Source organism: Pyxidicoccus trucidator, assembly GCF_010894435.1.
Lineage (GTDB): Bacteria > Myxococcota > Myxococcia > Myxococcales > Myxococcaceae > Myxococcus > Myxococcus trucidator.
Genome location: NZ_JAAIXZ010000009.1, coordinates 321,711 through 336,554, shown reverse-complemented (window position 1 = coordinate 336,554; position 14,844 = coordinate 321,711). Strand labels below are relative to the sequence as shown.

Sequence of the window (14,844 nt, the reverse complement as noted above, 5' to 3'; positions counted from 1 at the left end):
CGGCACGTCCCGCTACGGCAGCGCGGCCTCGCAGCCGCTGCTCCAGGTTCCGGAGCAGTCGTACTTCTCGGTGGACGGGGTCACCACGCCACCGGGCCAGGTGATGGTGGCCGCGCGCCAGACGGTCCTCGACGGCAGATTCTGGATGTCGAGCACCGTCACCTTTCCGGCCACGTTGAGGACGAGCCGCCCGTCGGACTCCGGGCTGCCGCTGCCCCAGTGTTCGACCATGACGTGGTAGACGCCATTCTCCGGCTTGCTGAGGAAGATGTTCTCCGGGCCGAAGTCTCCCGTGTCGTCCACGTCCTTCTTCGGGTCATCGGACGCATCGCCCTGCACACCCCAGTCCGGCGAGCTGTTCACGCACGAGGTCCACGTGCAGTCCGTGACGTCGTCATTGATGCGCCCGCCCGGCTTGATGAGGTGGAGTTCCCAGTCGGCGCCCAGTCCATCCCAGGAGAGGGTGGCGCGGATGTCCGAGGTGACGCAGTCGGTGGTGATGACGCGGGTGACGAGCACATAGGAACCCGCGCTGTTGGACCACACGCACTTCACGAGCTGCTCGCCGCAGAAGAGCGGCGCGGTGAAGCTGAAGTCCCCGGTGTCCGGGTTGGTCTCGATGGTGCCGATGAGCTGCTGGCCGTCGGTGCCCGCGACGAAGAAGGTGCCGTTCCCCTGCGCGTTCCTCACCGTCCCCTCGAATGTCTCCCGGGTCACCTCGCCCGCGTTGAGCTGGAAGGACGCGATGTCGCTGTCCGGGCAGCCCGTGCACGTGTACTCGCCGGGCTGCGTGCGGGTAGGGGCCGGGTCCAGGCTGACGCCCGCGTCCGTGCCCGTGCCCGCGTCGGGCTCTCCCGTTGGCTCGTCGTCGGTGCCGCACGCTGAAACCGCCAGCATGAGCAACACCAGGGACACACGGAGACTGAACGGGGGCAGCACAGGCATCTCTACGCTCCTTCGAAGGAATGAATGGTCCGGCCGCTCCCGCCTGAAGGTGGGAGCGGTAGCCTGTTGTACGGACTCGGGCCGATTCCTTCGGTTCTTCGCGCTGGCGAGCGTGCGGGTGGGGCTGGAGGCCGCGCTCAGAAGCGGCCGGAGACTCCACCCATGAAGCCACCGTGCGGCGTGGTGCCGAAAGTCGGAGCCATGGGGACGCGGTCTCCCGTGAGGGAGAATCGCGAGGGTTGCTCCAGGTGCCGCGACAGCTCGAAGCCCGCCATCGCGCCAACGGCGGGCAGGGACAGCAGCGCGATGGGCGCCAGGGTGCCGTCCTGGTCGGCCGACACGGCGATCAACCCCGCGCCCGTGCCCAGGACAGCGCCCAGCAGCGTGCTCAGGAAGCCGCCCTTGCCATTCATCAGGCTGCCGGCGCCCCACGTCGCCAGCGCCGAGCCGAGCGCCATTCCGGACAGGGCGAAGGCGACCGCCGCGGAGCAGTCAGACTCGAACAGGGCGCAATCCGTCGTCACGATGCCGAGCACGAGGCCCCCCAGCCCTCCGGCCACCATGCCCGCTCCGCCCGATAGCGTCTCCAGGAGGATGCGAGGCGCGGCGGGCATGCCCTTCGCTTCCTGGGGCTGGTCAATCGCGGAAGTCGCGGCGGCGGGCTCGAAAGCCTCGGGTTCCACCTGCTCCGGCGCGGGAACGAGCGGCGGCGCGACGAGGGAATCCCCGGGGGGCACGGCAGTGCCGGTGTCCTGCGCAAGCCCCCATCGGGGCAGGAGCGCACACATCAGGACGACGAGAGTGGTGATACGAAACATGAGGAGAACGCTAGCGCGAAATCACGCGGGTGGAGCAGGGGGCGTCCAGTGACCGCGAGTGCCTTGACGACGCGGCGCGAGCCCCCCATCCTGCCGCGCCCCATGCCAGTCCTTCGTGGTGCAGTCACCTTCTCGCGCTTCCGGGCCGAACCGGCGAAGGAAGCGCCTTCCGACATCAAGCGCTGGCTCACGCGCGGCCTCAAGGCGCACGCGTTCGAGCCCATCGACCGCAAGTCCGAGGAAGAGCGCGCGGCCGGCTTCGTGGAGCTGGAGAATGCGGACTCCATCGAGTTCCCCACCAGCCGCCTCTATTACGGCGAGTACGCGCTGTTCGCCTTCCGCATCGACTCCATCAAGGTGCCCGCCGCGGCGATGAAGGCCGAGCTCACCAAGTGGGCCGCCGCCTTCGAGAAGGAGAATGACCGTCCGCCCAGCCGCGGCGAGAAGACGCAGTTCAAGGGCGAGATTCGCCAGATGCTGCGCAACCGCGCCACGCCCCGCACCGCCGTGCTGGACGTGGCCTGGAACCTGAAGACGCAGCAGGTGCAGATCTGGGCCGCCTCGCGCAAGACGGTGGACGAAATCATGGTGGCGCTGGAGAGCGCGCTGAGCGTGAAGTTCACCGGCATGACGCCGGCGGACCATGCGCGGACCGAGGGGCTCGACGAGGCCTCCCTGGGGCCTACGGCGGAGCTGATTGGCATGGACCTGCCGGCGACGGCGGCGGACGAGGTGACCCATGGCGGGGCGTGAGCAGGCACGGGCCGAGTCGGCCTTCATGCGGGGCGACACCGGCGTGGACGGCGCCGCCACCGAGGAGAAGCAGGACGAGGCCGAGGTCGAGAAGGGCAAGGCCCGCGAGGCGCTCCTGCGCGGCCGGGCCTATCTGGGCCGCGAGTTCCTCACGTGGCTGCTGTGGCGCTCGGAGTCGGGCGACGTGCTCATCGAGCACGAGGGCGAGGGCGTCACCGTGCTCTTCATGGGCCGGGTGGTGCTGCGCGGCGTGGCGGGCGACGTGACGGAGATGAGCGCCAAGGGCACGCTGGCGCCGTACTCCGAGCAGGTGAAGCACTCGCTGGACCGGGGCCTGCTGGTGGCCCAGGCGCGGCTGCGGCTCACCAACGGCGAGAAGGAGTACGAAGTCACGGTGGACTCCGAGTTCCTCGACGTCCGCGCGGCGAAGCTGCCGGCGCTGATGAGCGAGGAGGAGGACGACCAGATCTCCGAGCGTCTCTTCCTCACCGAGCAGCTCGCGGCCATGTTGGACGCGCTGGTGAAGGACTTCCTCGGCATCCGCGCGGGCAAGGGCTGGAGCAAGCAGGTGGTGCCGGCCATGAAGGAGTGGATGCGCGGCGACGAGAAGGGCGCGGATGCGCTCTCCAAGGCCGCCCGCGCCCGGGGCCGCGACGCTCGCGCCGCGCGGGCGTGATTCACGCTGGACCGGGCGCGCCCTCGTGAGCGCGCCCGGCTCCTCGACTCAGCGTGAAGGGGTCTGCACCCGGCTGCGCACCCAGGCGAGCGCGAGGCCCGGCATCAGCACCATGCCCGCGAAGAGCACGAGGAAGGACTCCAGCTCCGCCGCCGTGGCGCCCAGGGCCGCGTACGTGGCGGCCACGCCCAGGTTGGACAGGGCGCACACCGTGAAGAAGCTCCGCCGGGGCATGCGGCTGGTGCCCGCGAACACGACGGAGGCCTCCGCCAGCACCGGCACCGCGCGGAACACCAGGAGGAACCACGGGCCCAGCCGCTCGTAAGCGCGCGCCAGGCGCTCCACCTCCGCCTCACCCGTCATGCGCCGCAGCGCGGACGTCCCCGCCCGGGCGCCCAGGCCATGGCCCACCGCGCAGGCCACCATCATCCCCGCCCAGTTGGTGGCGAGGCCGCCCCAGAAGCCCAGCAGCCCTCCGGCCGCGGTGCTCACGAGGCTGGAGGGCACGGGCAGCAGGATGTCCCCGGCCAGGAGCCCGCCCAGCACCAGCGCCACCTGCCAGGCGGGAGGCCGTGCGGCGAGGTACCGCTGCGTCACCGCGTCCAGGTCGGGGCCGAAGAGGGCGAAGGGCACCAGCACGAAGGCCAGCAGCAGGGCGCAGAAGGTCGCCCAGCCCGCCACGGCGCGAGCCCGCGCGGCGCCAGGAGGCGTCAGGCCCCGTGTGGGCTCAAGCATCCGTGAGCGGCAGTCGGGCCGCGGCCGTCATCAGCGCCTGCTCGCGCTCGGCGGGGAGCGCTCCCTCCGTCAGGAAGGCAATGCCCACCACCGCGCGCACCTGGCCAGCGCCGTCCAGCACGGGCAGCGCCACCGCCGCGCGCGCGTCCACGGCCTTCGCGCCCGGCTTGATGCGGCCGGTGTCGTCTTCCTTCAGGTTGCAGGTCTGCACCGGCGCCTTGCGCACCTGCGCCAGCCCCGCCATGCCCTTGCCGTGCGGGACGAGACGGACGGCGTTCAGCACGGGCGGTGGGATGTTGAGGGCCGCGACCAGCTCCAGGTCCGCTCCACGCTGCACGTGGATGGTGCCGGCGGCGGCGCCGTGCTCGGCGGCGAAGGACTCCAGCCACGACTGATACGAAGGGGTATTCGCGCTCATGGCGCATTCGACTGTGCGCTTCCGGCTCTCGGGGTGTCAATGGACCGGCCCGCGAGTATGCGGCAGTCGACGTTGCTCGCCGTGCCGGTGCGCTCAGGGGCCGCCACGGAAGCCGAAGATGGGCGCCCACCAGGGCTCCACGCCGCGCATGTCCACGCGGCCGGCGCCGGCGGTGAGCTCCAGGAACTCTCCGTCGCCGAACTCGAAGTGCCCCGCGAGCGCCATCCCTCCGTAGGTGGCCGTGGTGGTGCGGTCGCCGATGACGACGCGGTGCACGCCGAGGAAGGGCACCACGCCCACCACCGTGTCGTCCATGCGCACCGCGAGCGAGGCGGACGCCTCCGCGCCCACCACGCTGGAGGGGCCTCCCACCGAGGCCAGGCCGAAGTCCGTGGCCCCGCGAAGCATCACCGCGGGCGCGAGGCTCACGTCACCGAGCTCGAAGTAGTGGGACAGGCCCATGGAGAGGCCGTAGCCGGGAATGGGGACGGGGCAGGTGGCCTCGAGTTCATCGCAGCCGACCTCGCCCTGGAAGCCGACGTGCAGGCCGGTGCCGCCGCCCACCGGGAAGAGCAGGTCCGCTTCGTACGCCACGCTCCACTGAGGGGAGGAGAAGGGCGCGCGGTTGCCCTCGAAGTCCTCGGGGGCCTGGAGGGGCACGGACATCCGGGGGCCGGTGCGCATGCCCGCGCGGGTCGTCATGTGGCTCGGGTCTCCCCGCGCCAGCCGTACGCCCATGGGGCTCAGCGTGGTGGGCGCGCAGCCGGCCGCCACCGCGAGCACGGCACTCAGCATCCATGGCGCGGCTCTCATGGGGGCCCTCGAATCCCGCTCGGACGGGATGGGCCTCAGGATAGCTTGGACAGGAGACGAGGAGCACCGGGGGTAACTGTTCAACCCGTGCCAGTCCGAGATACGAGAGGGGCCTCTTGACTCCCGGGCCGGGCAGGATGGGGGACGCGACGCTCCCCCTCGAACGGCGTCGGCCTCCTCCATGCTCGAGTCTCTCCCAGAATCCGGTCGATGAAGGCGCGCCCGCTTCGCTTCCACCTCGCGCTGCTCGCGCTGGGGCTGCTCATTCCCCTCGTCCTCTTCGCGGCGGGGGCCGTCGACCGCTTCGCCACCTCGCAGCGTGGCGCCAGGGAACAGGGCATGCGGGAGACGGCCCGGGCGCTGGCGCTGGCGGTGGACCGCGAGCTGGGCCAGTCCATCCGGGCGCTGGAAGTGCTGTCCCACTCCGAGCTCCTGGCGCGAGGGGAGTACGAGACCTTCTATGCGACGGCCCGCACCGTCGTCCGCTCGCGGCAGCCGTGGAGCTCCCTGGCGCTGGTGGATGCGAACGGACGCACCCTCCTCACCACGGACGAGCCGTTCGGCACGAGCGTGTCCAGCCCGCTGGGGCTCCCCTATCTGCGAGAGGCCCTGGAGACGGGGCGCCCGGTCATCGTGGACTACCCCGTCGAGCGGATGCAGGGCCCACCCACGGTGGTGGTGGCGATGCCGGTGCGGCGCGGGGAGCGCATCACCGGCGTCCTGGTGGCGCTGTACTCGATGCAGCACTTCGACAAGCTCTGGTCCGAGCAGCGCATCCCCAGCGAGTGGGTGGGCACGCTGGTGGACGAGGAGGGTGTCATCCTCTCGCGCAGCCGCGGGGCGGAGCGCTTCGTGGGCAAGGTGGCGTCTCCGGCGTTCGTCGCGAACATGCGTGCCCACTCGCCGGAGGGGTTCTTTCCCGCGAGGACGATTGATGGGATGGAGGTCTTCTCGGCCGTGTCCCGCGCGCAGGTGGTGCCCTGGACGGTGGTGTTCTCCGCGCCCCGGGCGGTCTTCTCCGCTCCGATGGAGCGCTCGCTGCTCGCGCTGCTCGTGGCGGGGCTGGTGTGCTGTCTCGTGGCGGGAGCCTGGGCGACCTGGGTGGGGCGCCGCATCACCCACCCGCTGCGGGCCCTGGCGCGCGCGGCGACGGACAGCGCGGCCACGCCCGCGGCCTTCACCAACGTGGGCCCCACCGGCATCTCCGAGCTGGAGGGGCTGCGGGTGGCGCTCGCGCGGACCACGGCGCTGGCGGCGGAGCGGGAGGCGGCCCTGCGGGCGAAGATGCGCGAGGCCGAGGCCGCGCGCGCCGAGGCCGAGGCGGCCAGCCGCGCCAAGGACCAGTTCCTCGCCATGCTGGGACATGAGCTGCGCAACCCGCTGTCCGCCATCACCAGCGGCGTGAAGGTGCTCTCCATCGCCCGCGACGACGCGCGGCGCGAGCGGACCCGGGCCCTGGTGGAGCGTCAGGCCTTCCACCTGGCCCGACTGGTGGATGATCTGCTCGACGTGGCCCGCGTCAGCAGCGGCCGCATCACCCTGCAGAAGGGCCCCATGGACCTGTCCGAGTGCGTGCGCCGCGCCATGGCCGCGCTCGAGTCCTCCGGGCGGACGCAGGCGCACCGGCTCGAAGTGGACGTGCAGTCGACGTGGCTGGAGGGCGACGAGAGCCGCCTGGGCCAGGTCGTCACCAACCTGGTGTCCAACGCGCTCAAGTACACGCCCGAGGGCGGCCGCGTCTCCGTGCGGACGCGTGTGGAGGGAGAGGACGTGGTGCTGGAGGTCTCGGACACGGGCGTGGGCCTGCCGCCGGAGGTGCTGCCGCGCGTCTTCGAGCTGTTCTTCCAGGCGGACCGCTCCCTGGACCGTTCCCAGGGCGGGCTCGGGGTGGGCCTCACGCTGGTGAAGCGTCTGGTGGAGCTGCACGGAGGCACCGTGCGGGCACGGAGCGAGGGCGCCTCCCGGGGGAGCACCTTCACGGTGCGCTTGCCGCGCGGCGCGGCGCGGGAAGCGCCGCAGCCTCGGGTCGCCGAGGTGCTCCCCGGGGTGGGACGCCGGCTGCTGCTGGTGGAGGACCACGCCGACAGCCGCCACCTGGTGCGTCAGTTGCTGGAGGCGGATGGCCACACCGTCTTCGAGGCCGAGGACGGCTTGTCAGGACTGGCGAAGGCGCGCGAGCTGCGGCCGGACGTCGTCCTCCTGGACATCGGGCTGCCAGGGCTGGACGGCTATGGGGTGGCCCGGGCGCTGCGCGACACGGAGGAAGGGCGTGGGCTGCTGCTCATCGCCCTGACGGGCTACGGCCTCCAGGAGGACCGCGCTCGCGCGCTGCAGGCCGGCTTCGACGAGCACCTGGTGAAGCCGGTGGACATCGTCCGGCTGCGCGAGGCGCTGGCGATGCGGGAGCAGCAGGTGGGCGCGGCTTCGTGAGTCTGGTGGCTCCAGAATGGTGCGACCGCGCCAATCCGGTGCGCCAGTCTGGCGCGACAGGAAGTGCGGGCGGTGTGCAACCTCCCGATGCCACCGGGCCGGGCGAATGGCATCCAGGGTGCAATCCGGGGCGTGTCCCGCTCAGGAGGCCCTCATGGTCATTCGAGATCCGTCGCCGCTGTTCCCCTCGCTGACGCGCCTGGGGGCCCTGGTTGCCGTGGCCGCCGTGACGCTGTGGTGGATGCGTAGGCGTCGCCGGGAGGGTTCTCGGCTCGTCCGACGGCCGGCGGCGGAGGCAACAGCCGCACGCGGCGAGTTGATGCGCGTGCAGACCCGGAGGGGGACGAAAGCCCCGGGACGCCACGGGAAGCGGGGCCCGGAGAACGCGGCGGCCCAAGCGTGAGTGAGGGGCCGACAGGTGCCTGACTCAGGGCGAGGAGAAGCCATGCACTCGGACCATCGCGGAATGAAGGTTCCTTCCATGGCCCTCGGCTCATGGGCGGCCGTCGCGGAATGAAGGTTCCTTCCATGGCCCTTGGCTCATGGGCGGCCGTCGCGGAATGAAGGTTCCTTCCGGCGCAGCTCGTCGGCGCGGGAGGGAGGCCTCCGTGGAACGAAGGTTCCTTCCGGTCGCAACCCGGTCCGAGCGGGGTGACAGGGACGGCGGCGCGCCGTGCAGGTGTGCGCCAGGAGGCTGGTGACCAGGTGAGGGCAATGCCCATGCGCGATTTCATCGCGAGCGGGGCATTCCTTTCTCCCATTGAGTGGACGCTGGGGCGCAAGACGTCCTCTACGGGCATTCGCGAGGGCTTCATTGCCTCCTGTCGCGGGCGGTCGTCTCCGCCGCCACGGGGACCGTCCTGCTCCCGCCGCGTGACGGCGGCCACGCCTACGGAGGCGGAGGCGCGAGGGCGCGGAAGCCTTCAGCGATGGCGATGCCGATGTTGGTCAGCAGGTCCTGCCGCGCGTTGACGACATAGAGGTGCGGGGTGAGGGCCCAGACCTCGCGCAGCACCCGGCGGGGCGCGGGTGGAGGCTGGGTGCTCAGCTCGGCCTGGAGCAGCGGCAGCACCTTGTCGGACAGGCGCAGGGCGGTGTCCATGACGAAGATGGCCAGGTGCGGGCGCAGCGCGCGCACCCGCCGGAAGAATGCTCCTACCTCGTCGGGCGCGAGGTGCTTGGGCGGCGAGGACTTCATCTCCAGGTACAGCAGGCGGCCCTCGGCGGCGGCCACCACGTCCAGGTCCCCGCCCACCTCGGGCGCGTGGAACTTCACCCCGGCGGCCACGTCGAAGCCGAACCGCCCGCTCAGCTCGCGCGCCACGTACCACTCCAGCGTGCCGCCGAAGCTCGCGGCGGGATGGAGCAACTGGTAGCGCCCGTCCTCCTCGCGAGCGGCAAGCCCCAGCGCCACCAGGTCGTCGGCGAACGCTGCCGCCTGCGCTTCCTCCAGGTACTTCGTGGCCTCGGCGGGGAGGAAGCTGCCGCGCCGGAGAATCGCGCCGCGAAGGAAGAGCCGGAACGCGTAGTGGCCCAGCCGCTCCGCCAGTCGCTCCACCCGCTCGGGCGCCAGGTCCGCCGGGAAGGGCAGGTCCAGCGGGGCCACGGAGGGCTGGAAGCCACGGCGCACCAGCATGGCGAGCGCTTCGCTCCCGGGCGCCAGCAACTGGCGGGGGAGGGGTGGAGCTTCGGCCGCGCTCAGTTCCAAATCACGGGCCGTGGGAAGGTCCTTCATTCCCCAACTCTAGCCCGCCCCAAACATCAGTTCACGATGATGGGGCAGTAGCGCTGCACGTCTTGAATGGGAGGCTGGCACAGCTGCACCCCGCGCCACGGCTCGATGAACGTCTTCCGTTGGGCCTGGAGGTAGCAGGTGGCGGGGTCGTCATCGGGCGTGGCGAACTGGCAGAGCTGCATGGCCTGCCCCTCCGTGAGTGAGCCCTCTTCCTGCACGCGCAGGAAGCACTGGGCGGGGGCGGTCGAGCGGGCGCCCCGGCAGAGCTGGGTGGCCGCGTGTTCGTCGGTCAGCCCGTTGTCGAGCGCCATCCGGTAGCACGTGAGCTGCGGCGCCTGCTCCGGCGCCCGGGCGCTTGCTGGGACTGCCAGCCCGAAGAGGGCGGCGAGCACCGCCGCGCCAGCCGTATGGCGGAAGAGCCGGGACGTGCCGCTGCCTGAGTTCATTCGGGCCTCCTTCAGGGAATCTAGGCGTCCGGCCGTGTCGGAACCGGTGGGCCGGAGGAGGCCCGCTCCAGGGTAGGGCAGGAAGAAGGAGGCCCGTCCGCCCGCTCTCCCATGGACTACAGTCGCCCGCGGCTCGAAGGGACGGGTGCATGGGAGACGTGACCTCCAAGCTGACGCCAGGATGGCGGACGTGGCTGGCGGAGAACCTGGTGCTGGGCGTGGCGCCGGAGACGCTCACGCATACGTTGGTTCAGTCGGGCGTCGCTCCAGCGGAGGCGCGGGCCACGGTGGAGTCCGCCAGCCAGCACCCGGCCGTGGCGCAGGGGCGGCGTCGCGCGGCGTCCCACGGAAGGCTGCGCTCGCTGCTGGAGACCCGGGTGGCGCTGCATCGTCAGTCCGGCTGGCACCAGCGACTGGAGCGCCGCCGGGGCGTGTCCGCGCGCGAATTGATGGAGCGCTACTACCTGGCGCACCGGCCCGTCATCCTGGAGGACTTCATGGACGGCTGGCCCGCCCTGGAGCGCTGGCAGCCCCGGGCCCTGGCGGAGCGCTACGGCGACGTGGAGGTGGAGGTGATGGCGGGCCGCGATTCGCGCGCGGACCACGACCTGGACCCGGAGGACTGCCGCACGGTGATGCGCTTCGGGGAGTTCATCCGCCGGTTGCTGGAGGGCGGCCCTTCCAACGACCTGTACCTCACGGCGCGCAACTTCGCCCTGGAGCGCGCGGAATTGCGCGGGCTGATGGAGGACGTGCGCTATCCGCCGGGTGTGCTGCGCCAGACGGACCTCGTGGGGGCGGTGAAGCTCTGGGTGGGGCCCGAGGGCACGCGTACGGCGATGCACCACGACCTGGGCACCGTCTTCTTCGGGCAGATTGCCGGGCGCAAGCGCTTCCGGCTCATCCCCTCATTCCAGACGCACCACCTCTACAGCCATCGTGAGGTGTGGAGCCAGGTGGACGCGGATGCGCCGGACCTGGAGCGCTTCCCTGCGTACCGGGAGGCGGACGTGCTGGAGGCGGTGGTGGGGCCCGGGGAGATGTTGCTCATCCCCGCGGGCTGGTGGCACCAGGTGTTCGCGCTCGACGTCAGCGTGTCCGTCACCTTCCAGGAGTTCGACGTCCCGGGAGGCAACACCTGGTGGAAGCTGCGGTGAGGCGCCGGGGGCCGGCGCTCACTTCTCCAGCGGAGGCGTGGAGGGCGGAGCCGTCGGCCGGGTGCGCTCGGTGTCCGGGTGGGAGTGGCTGCCCGGATTGGGGACGATCAGCTCCTTCCGGGTGGACGGGTTGGGCGGCGGGTTCGGCACGATCTTCGGGGGCGGATCCGACAGGCTCATCGCAGGTCTCCAACGCGACTACGGGGACTCCACTAGTGGTATATCGCACCCGCGCGTGATGCCGCCTGCTCAGAACCCCTCGCACCCGTGGCGAGCGTGGATCGCGGAGAACTTGACGCGCGGAGTGTCGCCGCGTCGTCTGAACGTGCTTTTGGAGGAGGCGGGCCTCACCCCCGAGCAGGCCGGCGCGGAGGTGGAGTCCGTCGCGGCCCATCCCGCCGTCATCCAGGCGCGAGCGACGACGCACCGCCGCCGCGAGCTGGAGGCGCTGCTGGAGTCCCGGGCCGCGCTGTACCGGCAGGAGCACCCCACTGGCGAGGCTCCGGTAGTGGAGCGGCGGCGTCACCTGCCGCCGGAGGAGTTCTTCGAGCGCTACTACCACCGCAACCGTCCCGTCATCATCGAGGGACTGATGGCGGACTGGCCCGCCCTGTCCCGCTGGACGCCGGAGTGGCTCGCGGAGCGCTTCGGAGACGAGCCGGTGGAGGTCATGGCGGGGCGCGAGTCGGACGCGGACCCGGACTTCAACGCGGAGCGGCTGCGGCGCTCGCTGTCCCTGCGAGAGCTGGTGGCCCGCATGCGCGAGGGGGGCGAGACGAACGACGTCTACCTCGTCGCCCGCAACAGCTTGTTGCTGCGCGAGGCCTTCCGGCCGTTGCTCGCGGACCTGCGGGCGCCGGCCGGCTACATCCAGCCGGACCTCTCCTCGCCGCACAGCGTGCACCTGTGGTTCGGCCCGGCGGGCACGCTGTCCAACCTGCACCACGACCACCTCAACGTCCTGTTCTGCCAGGTGCTGGGGCGCAAGCGCTTCTGGCTGGTGCCCTCGTGGGAGACACCCTGGCTCTACAATGACCGGGGCCTCTACAGCGCGGTGGACATCCGCGCGCCGGACGTGACGCGCTTCCCGGACTTCGCTCGCGCCACGGTGCACACGTGCGAGGTGGGACCGGGGGATGCGCTGCTCATCCCGGTGGGCTGGTGGCACGCGGTGCGGGCGCTGGACGTGAGCTTGTCGGTGACGTTCGTGAGCTTCGACCGGGCCTCGCGGAACACGGAGTGGCGGGACTACTGGCTCGGCCCCCAGCCGGAGAAGGTGGCGCGATGAAGGAAGGCGACGGCGGTGCGCGGCTCACGCCCGAGTGGCGGCGCTGGGTGGTGGACAACCTGCTGCGAGGCGCGGACGCACCGGACCTCGTCGAGGTGCTCGAAGGTGCGGGCGTGGACGCGGGGCTGGCGCGCGCGGCCGTGCAGGCCGAGCTGGAGGACCCGTGCTTCGAGGGGACCCGGAAGGCGCTCGGGCTGCACCGGAAGCTCGAAGGGCTGCTGGACCTCTATGGGGACCTCTACCGGCAGGCGGAAGGCCATACACGGGTGGAGCGCCGCGAGTCCCTGTCCCGGGAGGAGTTCTTCGACCGCTTCTACTTCCAGAACAGGCCCGTGGTGCTGCGGGGCACCGTGGTGGCGGAGGCGGCGGGCTGGTTGCCGGAGCGGCTCTCCCCGTTGCTCGACGCGCTGGGGATGAGGGACGCGGCCGGACGCGGCGCCCGCGCGGTGTCGCTGGGGGCGCACCCGGACCTGCGCCCGCTGCTGGAGTCACTGCGGCCACCCGCGGACTTCGTGCTGGCCGAGGCGCGCCAAGGCGGGCCGGTGCTGTCGCTGGAGGTGGAGGGTTTCCAGTCGGAAGACCAGCCCGTGCGGGAGAACGCGCTGCTCTGTCAGGTGCATGGGCGGCGGCGGCTCCAGCTCGTCCCCGCCTTCGAGCTGCGCCGCATGACGGGTGAGCCCGGAGAGCGGGCGGCGGCCACACGCCTGGAGGTGGAGCTGGGGCCGGGAGAGCTGGCCCTGCTCCCCGTGGGCTGGTGGTACGGCTACCGGGTGCTGGAGGCGAGCGTCTCCGTGGCCTTCGCGTCCTTCGCCGTCTCCGCGCCGAATGCGACCTGGGAGCAGGACCCGGCACCTCCCGAGCCGACCCCTCCGCCCTGGCGCAAGGGCGGCTGAAGGACGCGCTCGCTCCTGTCTCAGGCCGGGCGGCCCGGGTCCTTCACAGGGGCAGCCACCAACTGGCGCACCAGCTCGCGCAGGGCAGGAGAGCCCGCCTCACTGCCCACGGCCTCCAGCGAGTCCCGCACGCAGTCCACCCGCCCCGCCGCGTCCAATATCCTGAGGGCCCGGTACTGGAGCAGCTCTTCGGGCGGCATGCAGTGGGGCGCGGGCACGGAGCCTCGCAGCGGCACGCGCCCGCGACGGTCCACCAGGTCCACCAGCGCGTCGATGTCCTCGGCCTCCAGCGGCGCCGCCTTCCTCGCCGTGCGCCCCCGGGCCGCGTCTTCGAGCTGACCCAGCGCCTCCATCAGCGCGTCCCAGTCAAAGCCCTGGGGCGGAGCCGTGCGCTCCGCCACCAGTTGTCTGAGCTGTTCGCGTGTCGACGGCATGGCGCCTCCTAGCGTGTCCACAGGATGCCGAGCTCCGGCACCTGCTCGGTCTTCACGGTGAGGCCGAACGCGCCCCGCATCACGTCCACCTCCCACAGTCTCCCATTCGCGCGCAGCGTGCCCATGACATACGGCATCGCCTGGTGGAGAAAGTCCTTCCGGAAGGACGACTCCGGTCCCAGTGTCACCGGTTGTCCATCCGGTGACGGCAGTGGCATGTCCAGCGCAACGGCCTCGGTGCGGAAGCTCGGGTCGTAGAGATAGAGCCGGCCGCCGTCCTCCAGGAAGCACACCGAGTGCCCGTCGTCCCAGCCCGCGAAGAAGCAGTACCGCGAGTCCTGCCGGCCGAGCAGCTCCACTGGCGTGTCCGGAGCGAAGGGGTAGCGCGCGCAGTCGTTGAACCAGCCCTGGAACCGCGTCTGCCTGCACGGCTCCACCTGGTTGAGCCCAGGCGCCACGGCCACCAGCGCCTCCCAGCGCACCTCGTCCGTGCGCGGGTCATGCAGGGGCACGAGGTGCAGCGTGCGGCCCTCCACGGTGACGCCCTGGCAGTTGGCCAGCTGCTGGAACAGCTGGTACCAGCCGCCACACATGCCGCCGCCGGCCACCAGCATGTGCCGCACGGACCACGCGGGCAGCCCGTACGTCATCCGCGTCTCCGGCAGGCCCCGGAGGAGGGCGTCGCACAGCGCCTTCCGCCCCTCCAGTCCCGCGCACCACCGCGAAGACCAGCGCAGCAGCGGCGCATAGGCCCCCGTGGGCGGCGCCCCGGGCAGCCCGTGCTCCATGGGCGCGCCCGTGGTGAACACCTCGTGCCGGGTGTCTCCCAGGAACAGCCTGCGCGCGGCGCCGTGCGCGTCCGTCCACTCCGCGTACCACTGGAGCTCCAGCGCGTGCGTGCCGATGCGGTGGGGGAGCGGCCGGTTGAAGGGCACCGGCTCCGGCAGCGTCGTCCACCCGGCCGTCCGCTCCAGCGCCACCGGATGGGGCCCCACCCACCGGACGGTGCCGCCCTCGCCGAGCCCGGGGCCGAAGGCGCTCAGGTCGAACGTACGGGGCACGAAGTGGTTCGCCAGCAGTGTGACGTGCACGGAGGGCCGGGCGCCGCGGACGTAGGCGACGGGCTCCTCGCGTCGGCCGCGAATCCACTCGGGCAGCTCTCCCAGGCGTGTGTCGGTGATGGGGTCCCACAGCGGAATCGCGCCGCTGGCACGGTCTCCCCGGTCGAAGTGCAGGCTGTGGACAGCCAGCGGTTCCTCTATGCGCATTCCACCTCCCCCTCTGCATGACGCCCCTCACGGCG

The 14,844-nt window shown here is 71.7% G+C and carries 16 protein-coding genes; 6 read left to right on the top strand and 10 right to left on the bottom strand.

What is annotated here, in order from left to right; all coding sequences use genetic code 11:
• Positions 1–12 precede the first annotated feature (12 nt).
• Positions 13–945 (bottom strand): hypothetical protein, encoded by a 933-nt coding sequence (locus G4D85_RS25885; RefSeq protein ID WP_164016639.1) that lies wholly within the window; start codon positions 943–945, stop codon positions 13–15.
• A 137-nt stretch (positions 946–1,082) separates the two neighbouring features.
• Positions 1,083–1,682, bottom strand: a complete 600-nt coding sequence (locus G4D85_RS25880) for a hypothetical protein (protein ID WP_205525703.1) — start codon at positions 1,680–1,682, stop codon at positions 1,083–1,085.
• A gap of 183 nt (positions 1,683–1,865) precedes the next feature.
• Between G4D85_RS25880 and rdgC the strand changes: the two genes are divergently transcribed.
• Both rdgC and G4D85_RS25870 read left to right on the top strand, forming a co-directional pair.
• Positions 1,866–2,516, top strand: coding sequence for a recombination-associated protein RdgC (gene rdgC, locus G4D85_RS25875; RefSeq protein WP_164016635.1), 651 nt, complete (start codon positions 1,866–1,868; stop codon positions 2,514–2,516).
• Entirely contained in the window at positions 2,503–3,192 is a 690-nt protein-coding gene (locus tag G4D85_RS25870; protein ID WP_164016633.1) for a hypothetical protein, read from the top strand. Before rdgC ends, G4D85_RS25870 begins: the two co-directional genes overlap by 14 nt.
• Positions 3,193–3,240: 48 nt before the next feature.
• Here the strand turns inward: G4D85_RS25870 and G4D85_RS25865 are convergent, their stop codons facing one another.
• The 3 genes from G4D85_RS25865 to G4D85_RS25855 form a co-directional block, all read right to left on the bottom strand.
• Positions 3,241–3,927, bottom strand: coding sequence for a TVP38/TMEM64 family protein (locus G4D85_RS25865; protein WP_164016631.1), 687 nt, complete (start codon positions 3,925–3,927; stop codon positions 3,241–3,243).
• The gene (locus G4D85_RS25860; protein ID WP_164016629.1) at positions 3,920–4,345 is read right to left on the bottom strand and encodes a GAF domain-containing protein; all 426 of its coding nucleotides are present in this window, start codon (positions 4,343–4,345) and stop codon (positions 3,920–3,922) included. The genes G4D85_RS25865 and G4D85_RS25860 overlap by 8 nt, the downstream gene beginning before the upstream one ends.
• Positions 4,346–4,438: 93 nt before the next feature.
• On the bottom strand, positions 4,439–5,158 hold the full coding sequence (locus G4D85_RS25855; RefSeq protein ID WP_164016627.1) for a hypothetical protein: 720 nt from the start codon (positions 5,156–5,158) through the stop codon (positions 4,439–4,441).
• Positions 5,159–5,368: 210 nt separating this feature from the next.
• Here G4D85_RS25855 and G4D85_RS25850 point away from each other — a divergent pair, with 210 nt between their 5' ends.
• Entirely contained in the window at positions 5,369–7,588 is a 2,220-nt protein-coding gene (locus G4D85_RS25850) for a hybrid sensor histidine kinase/response regulator (protein WP_164016625.1), read from the top strand.
• Positions 7,589–8,477: 889 nt separating this feature from the next.
• Here the strand turns inward: G4D85_RS25850 and G4D85_RS25845 are convergent.
• On the bottom strand, positions 8,478–9,323 hold the full coding sequence (locus tag G4D85_RS25845; RefSeq protein ID WP_164016623.1) for a hypothetical protein: 846 nt from the start codon (positions 9,321–9,323) through the stop codon (positions 8,478–8,480).
• A gap of 26 nt (positions 9,324–9,349) precedes the next feature.
• Positions 9,350–9,769: a hypothetical protein gene (locus G4D85_RS25840; RefSeq protein WP_164016621.1), complete on the bottom strand. Its 420-nt coding sequence runs from the start codon at positions 9,767–9,769 to the stop codon at positions 9,350–9,352.
• A gap of 149 nt (positions 9,770–9,918) precedes the next feature.
• Here G4D85_RS25840 and G4D85_RS25835 point away from each other — a divergent pair, with 149 nt between their 5' ends.
• Entirely contained in the window at positions 9,919–10,926 is a 1,008-nt protein-coding gene (locus tag G4D85_RS25835) for a cupin-like domain-containing protein (protein ID WP_164016619.1), read from the top strand.
• 18 nt (positions 10,927–10,944) lie between these two features.
• Here G4D85_RS25835 and G4D85_RS25830 read toward each other — a convergent pair whose 3' ends face one another.
• The gene (locus G4D85_RS25830) at positions 10,945–11,106 is read right to left on the bottom strand and encodes a hypothetical protein (protein ID WP_164016618.1); all 162 of its coding nucleotides are present in this window, start codon (positions 11,104–11,106) and stop codon (positions 10,945–10,947) included.
• Between the two features lie 124 nt (positions 11,107–11,230).
• Here G4D85_RS25830 and G4D85_RS25825 point away from each other — a divergent pair, with 124 nt between their 5' ends.
• Together G4D85_RS25825 and G4D85_RS25820 are read left to right on the top strand one after the other, a co-directional pair.
• Positions 11,231–12,214, top strand: a complete 984-nt coding sequence (locus G4D85_RS25825) for a cupin-like domain-containing protein (RefSeq protein ID WP_240359496.1) — start codon at positions 11,231–11,233, stop codon at positions 12,212–12,214.
• Positions 12,211–13,107, top strand: coding sequence for a hypothetical protein (locus tag G4D85_RS25820; RefSeq protein WP_164016617.1), 897 nt, complete (start codon positions 12,211–12,213; stop codon positions 13,105–13,107). Before G4D85_RS25825 ends, G4D85_RS25820 begins: the two co-directional genes overlap by 4 nt.
• 20 nt (positions 13,108–13,127) lie before the next feature.
• Here the strand turns inward: G4D85_RS25820 and G4D85_RS25815 are convergent, their stop codons facing one another.
• Positions 13,128–13,541 carry a hypothetical protein gene (locus tag G4D85_RS25815; protein ID WP_164016616.1) on the bottom strand — a complete coding sequence of 138 codons (414 nt, stop codon included), beginning with the start codon at positions 13,539–13,541 and terminating at the stop codon, positions 13,128–13,130.
• An 8-nt stretch (positions 13,542–13,549) separates the two neighbouring features.
• The gene (locus tag G4D85_RS25810; protein WP_164016615.1) at positions 13,550–14,809 is read right to left on the bottom strand and encodes a hypothetical protein; all 1,260 of its coding nucleotides are present in this window, start codon (positions 14,807–14,809) and stop codon (positions 13,550–13,552) included.
• Between the last annotated feature and the right edge of the window lie 35 nt (positions 14,810–14,844).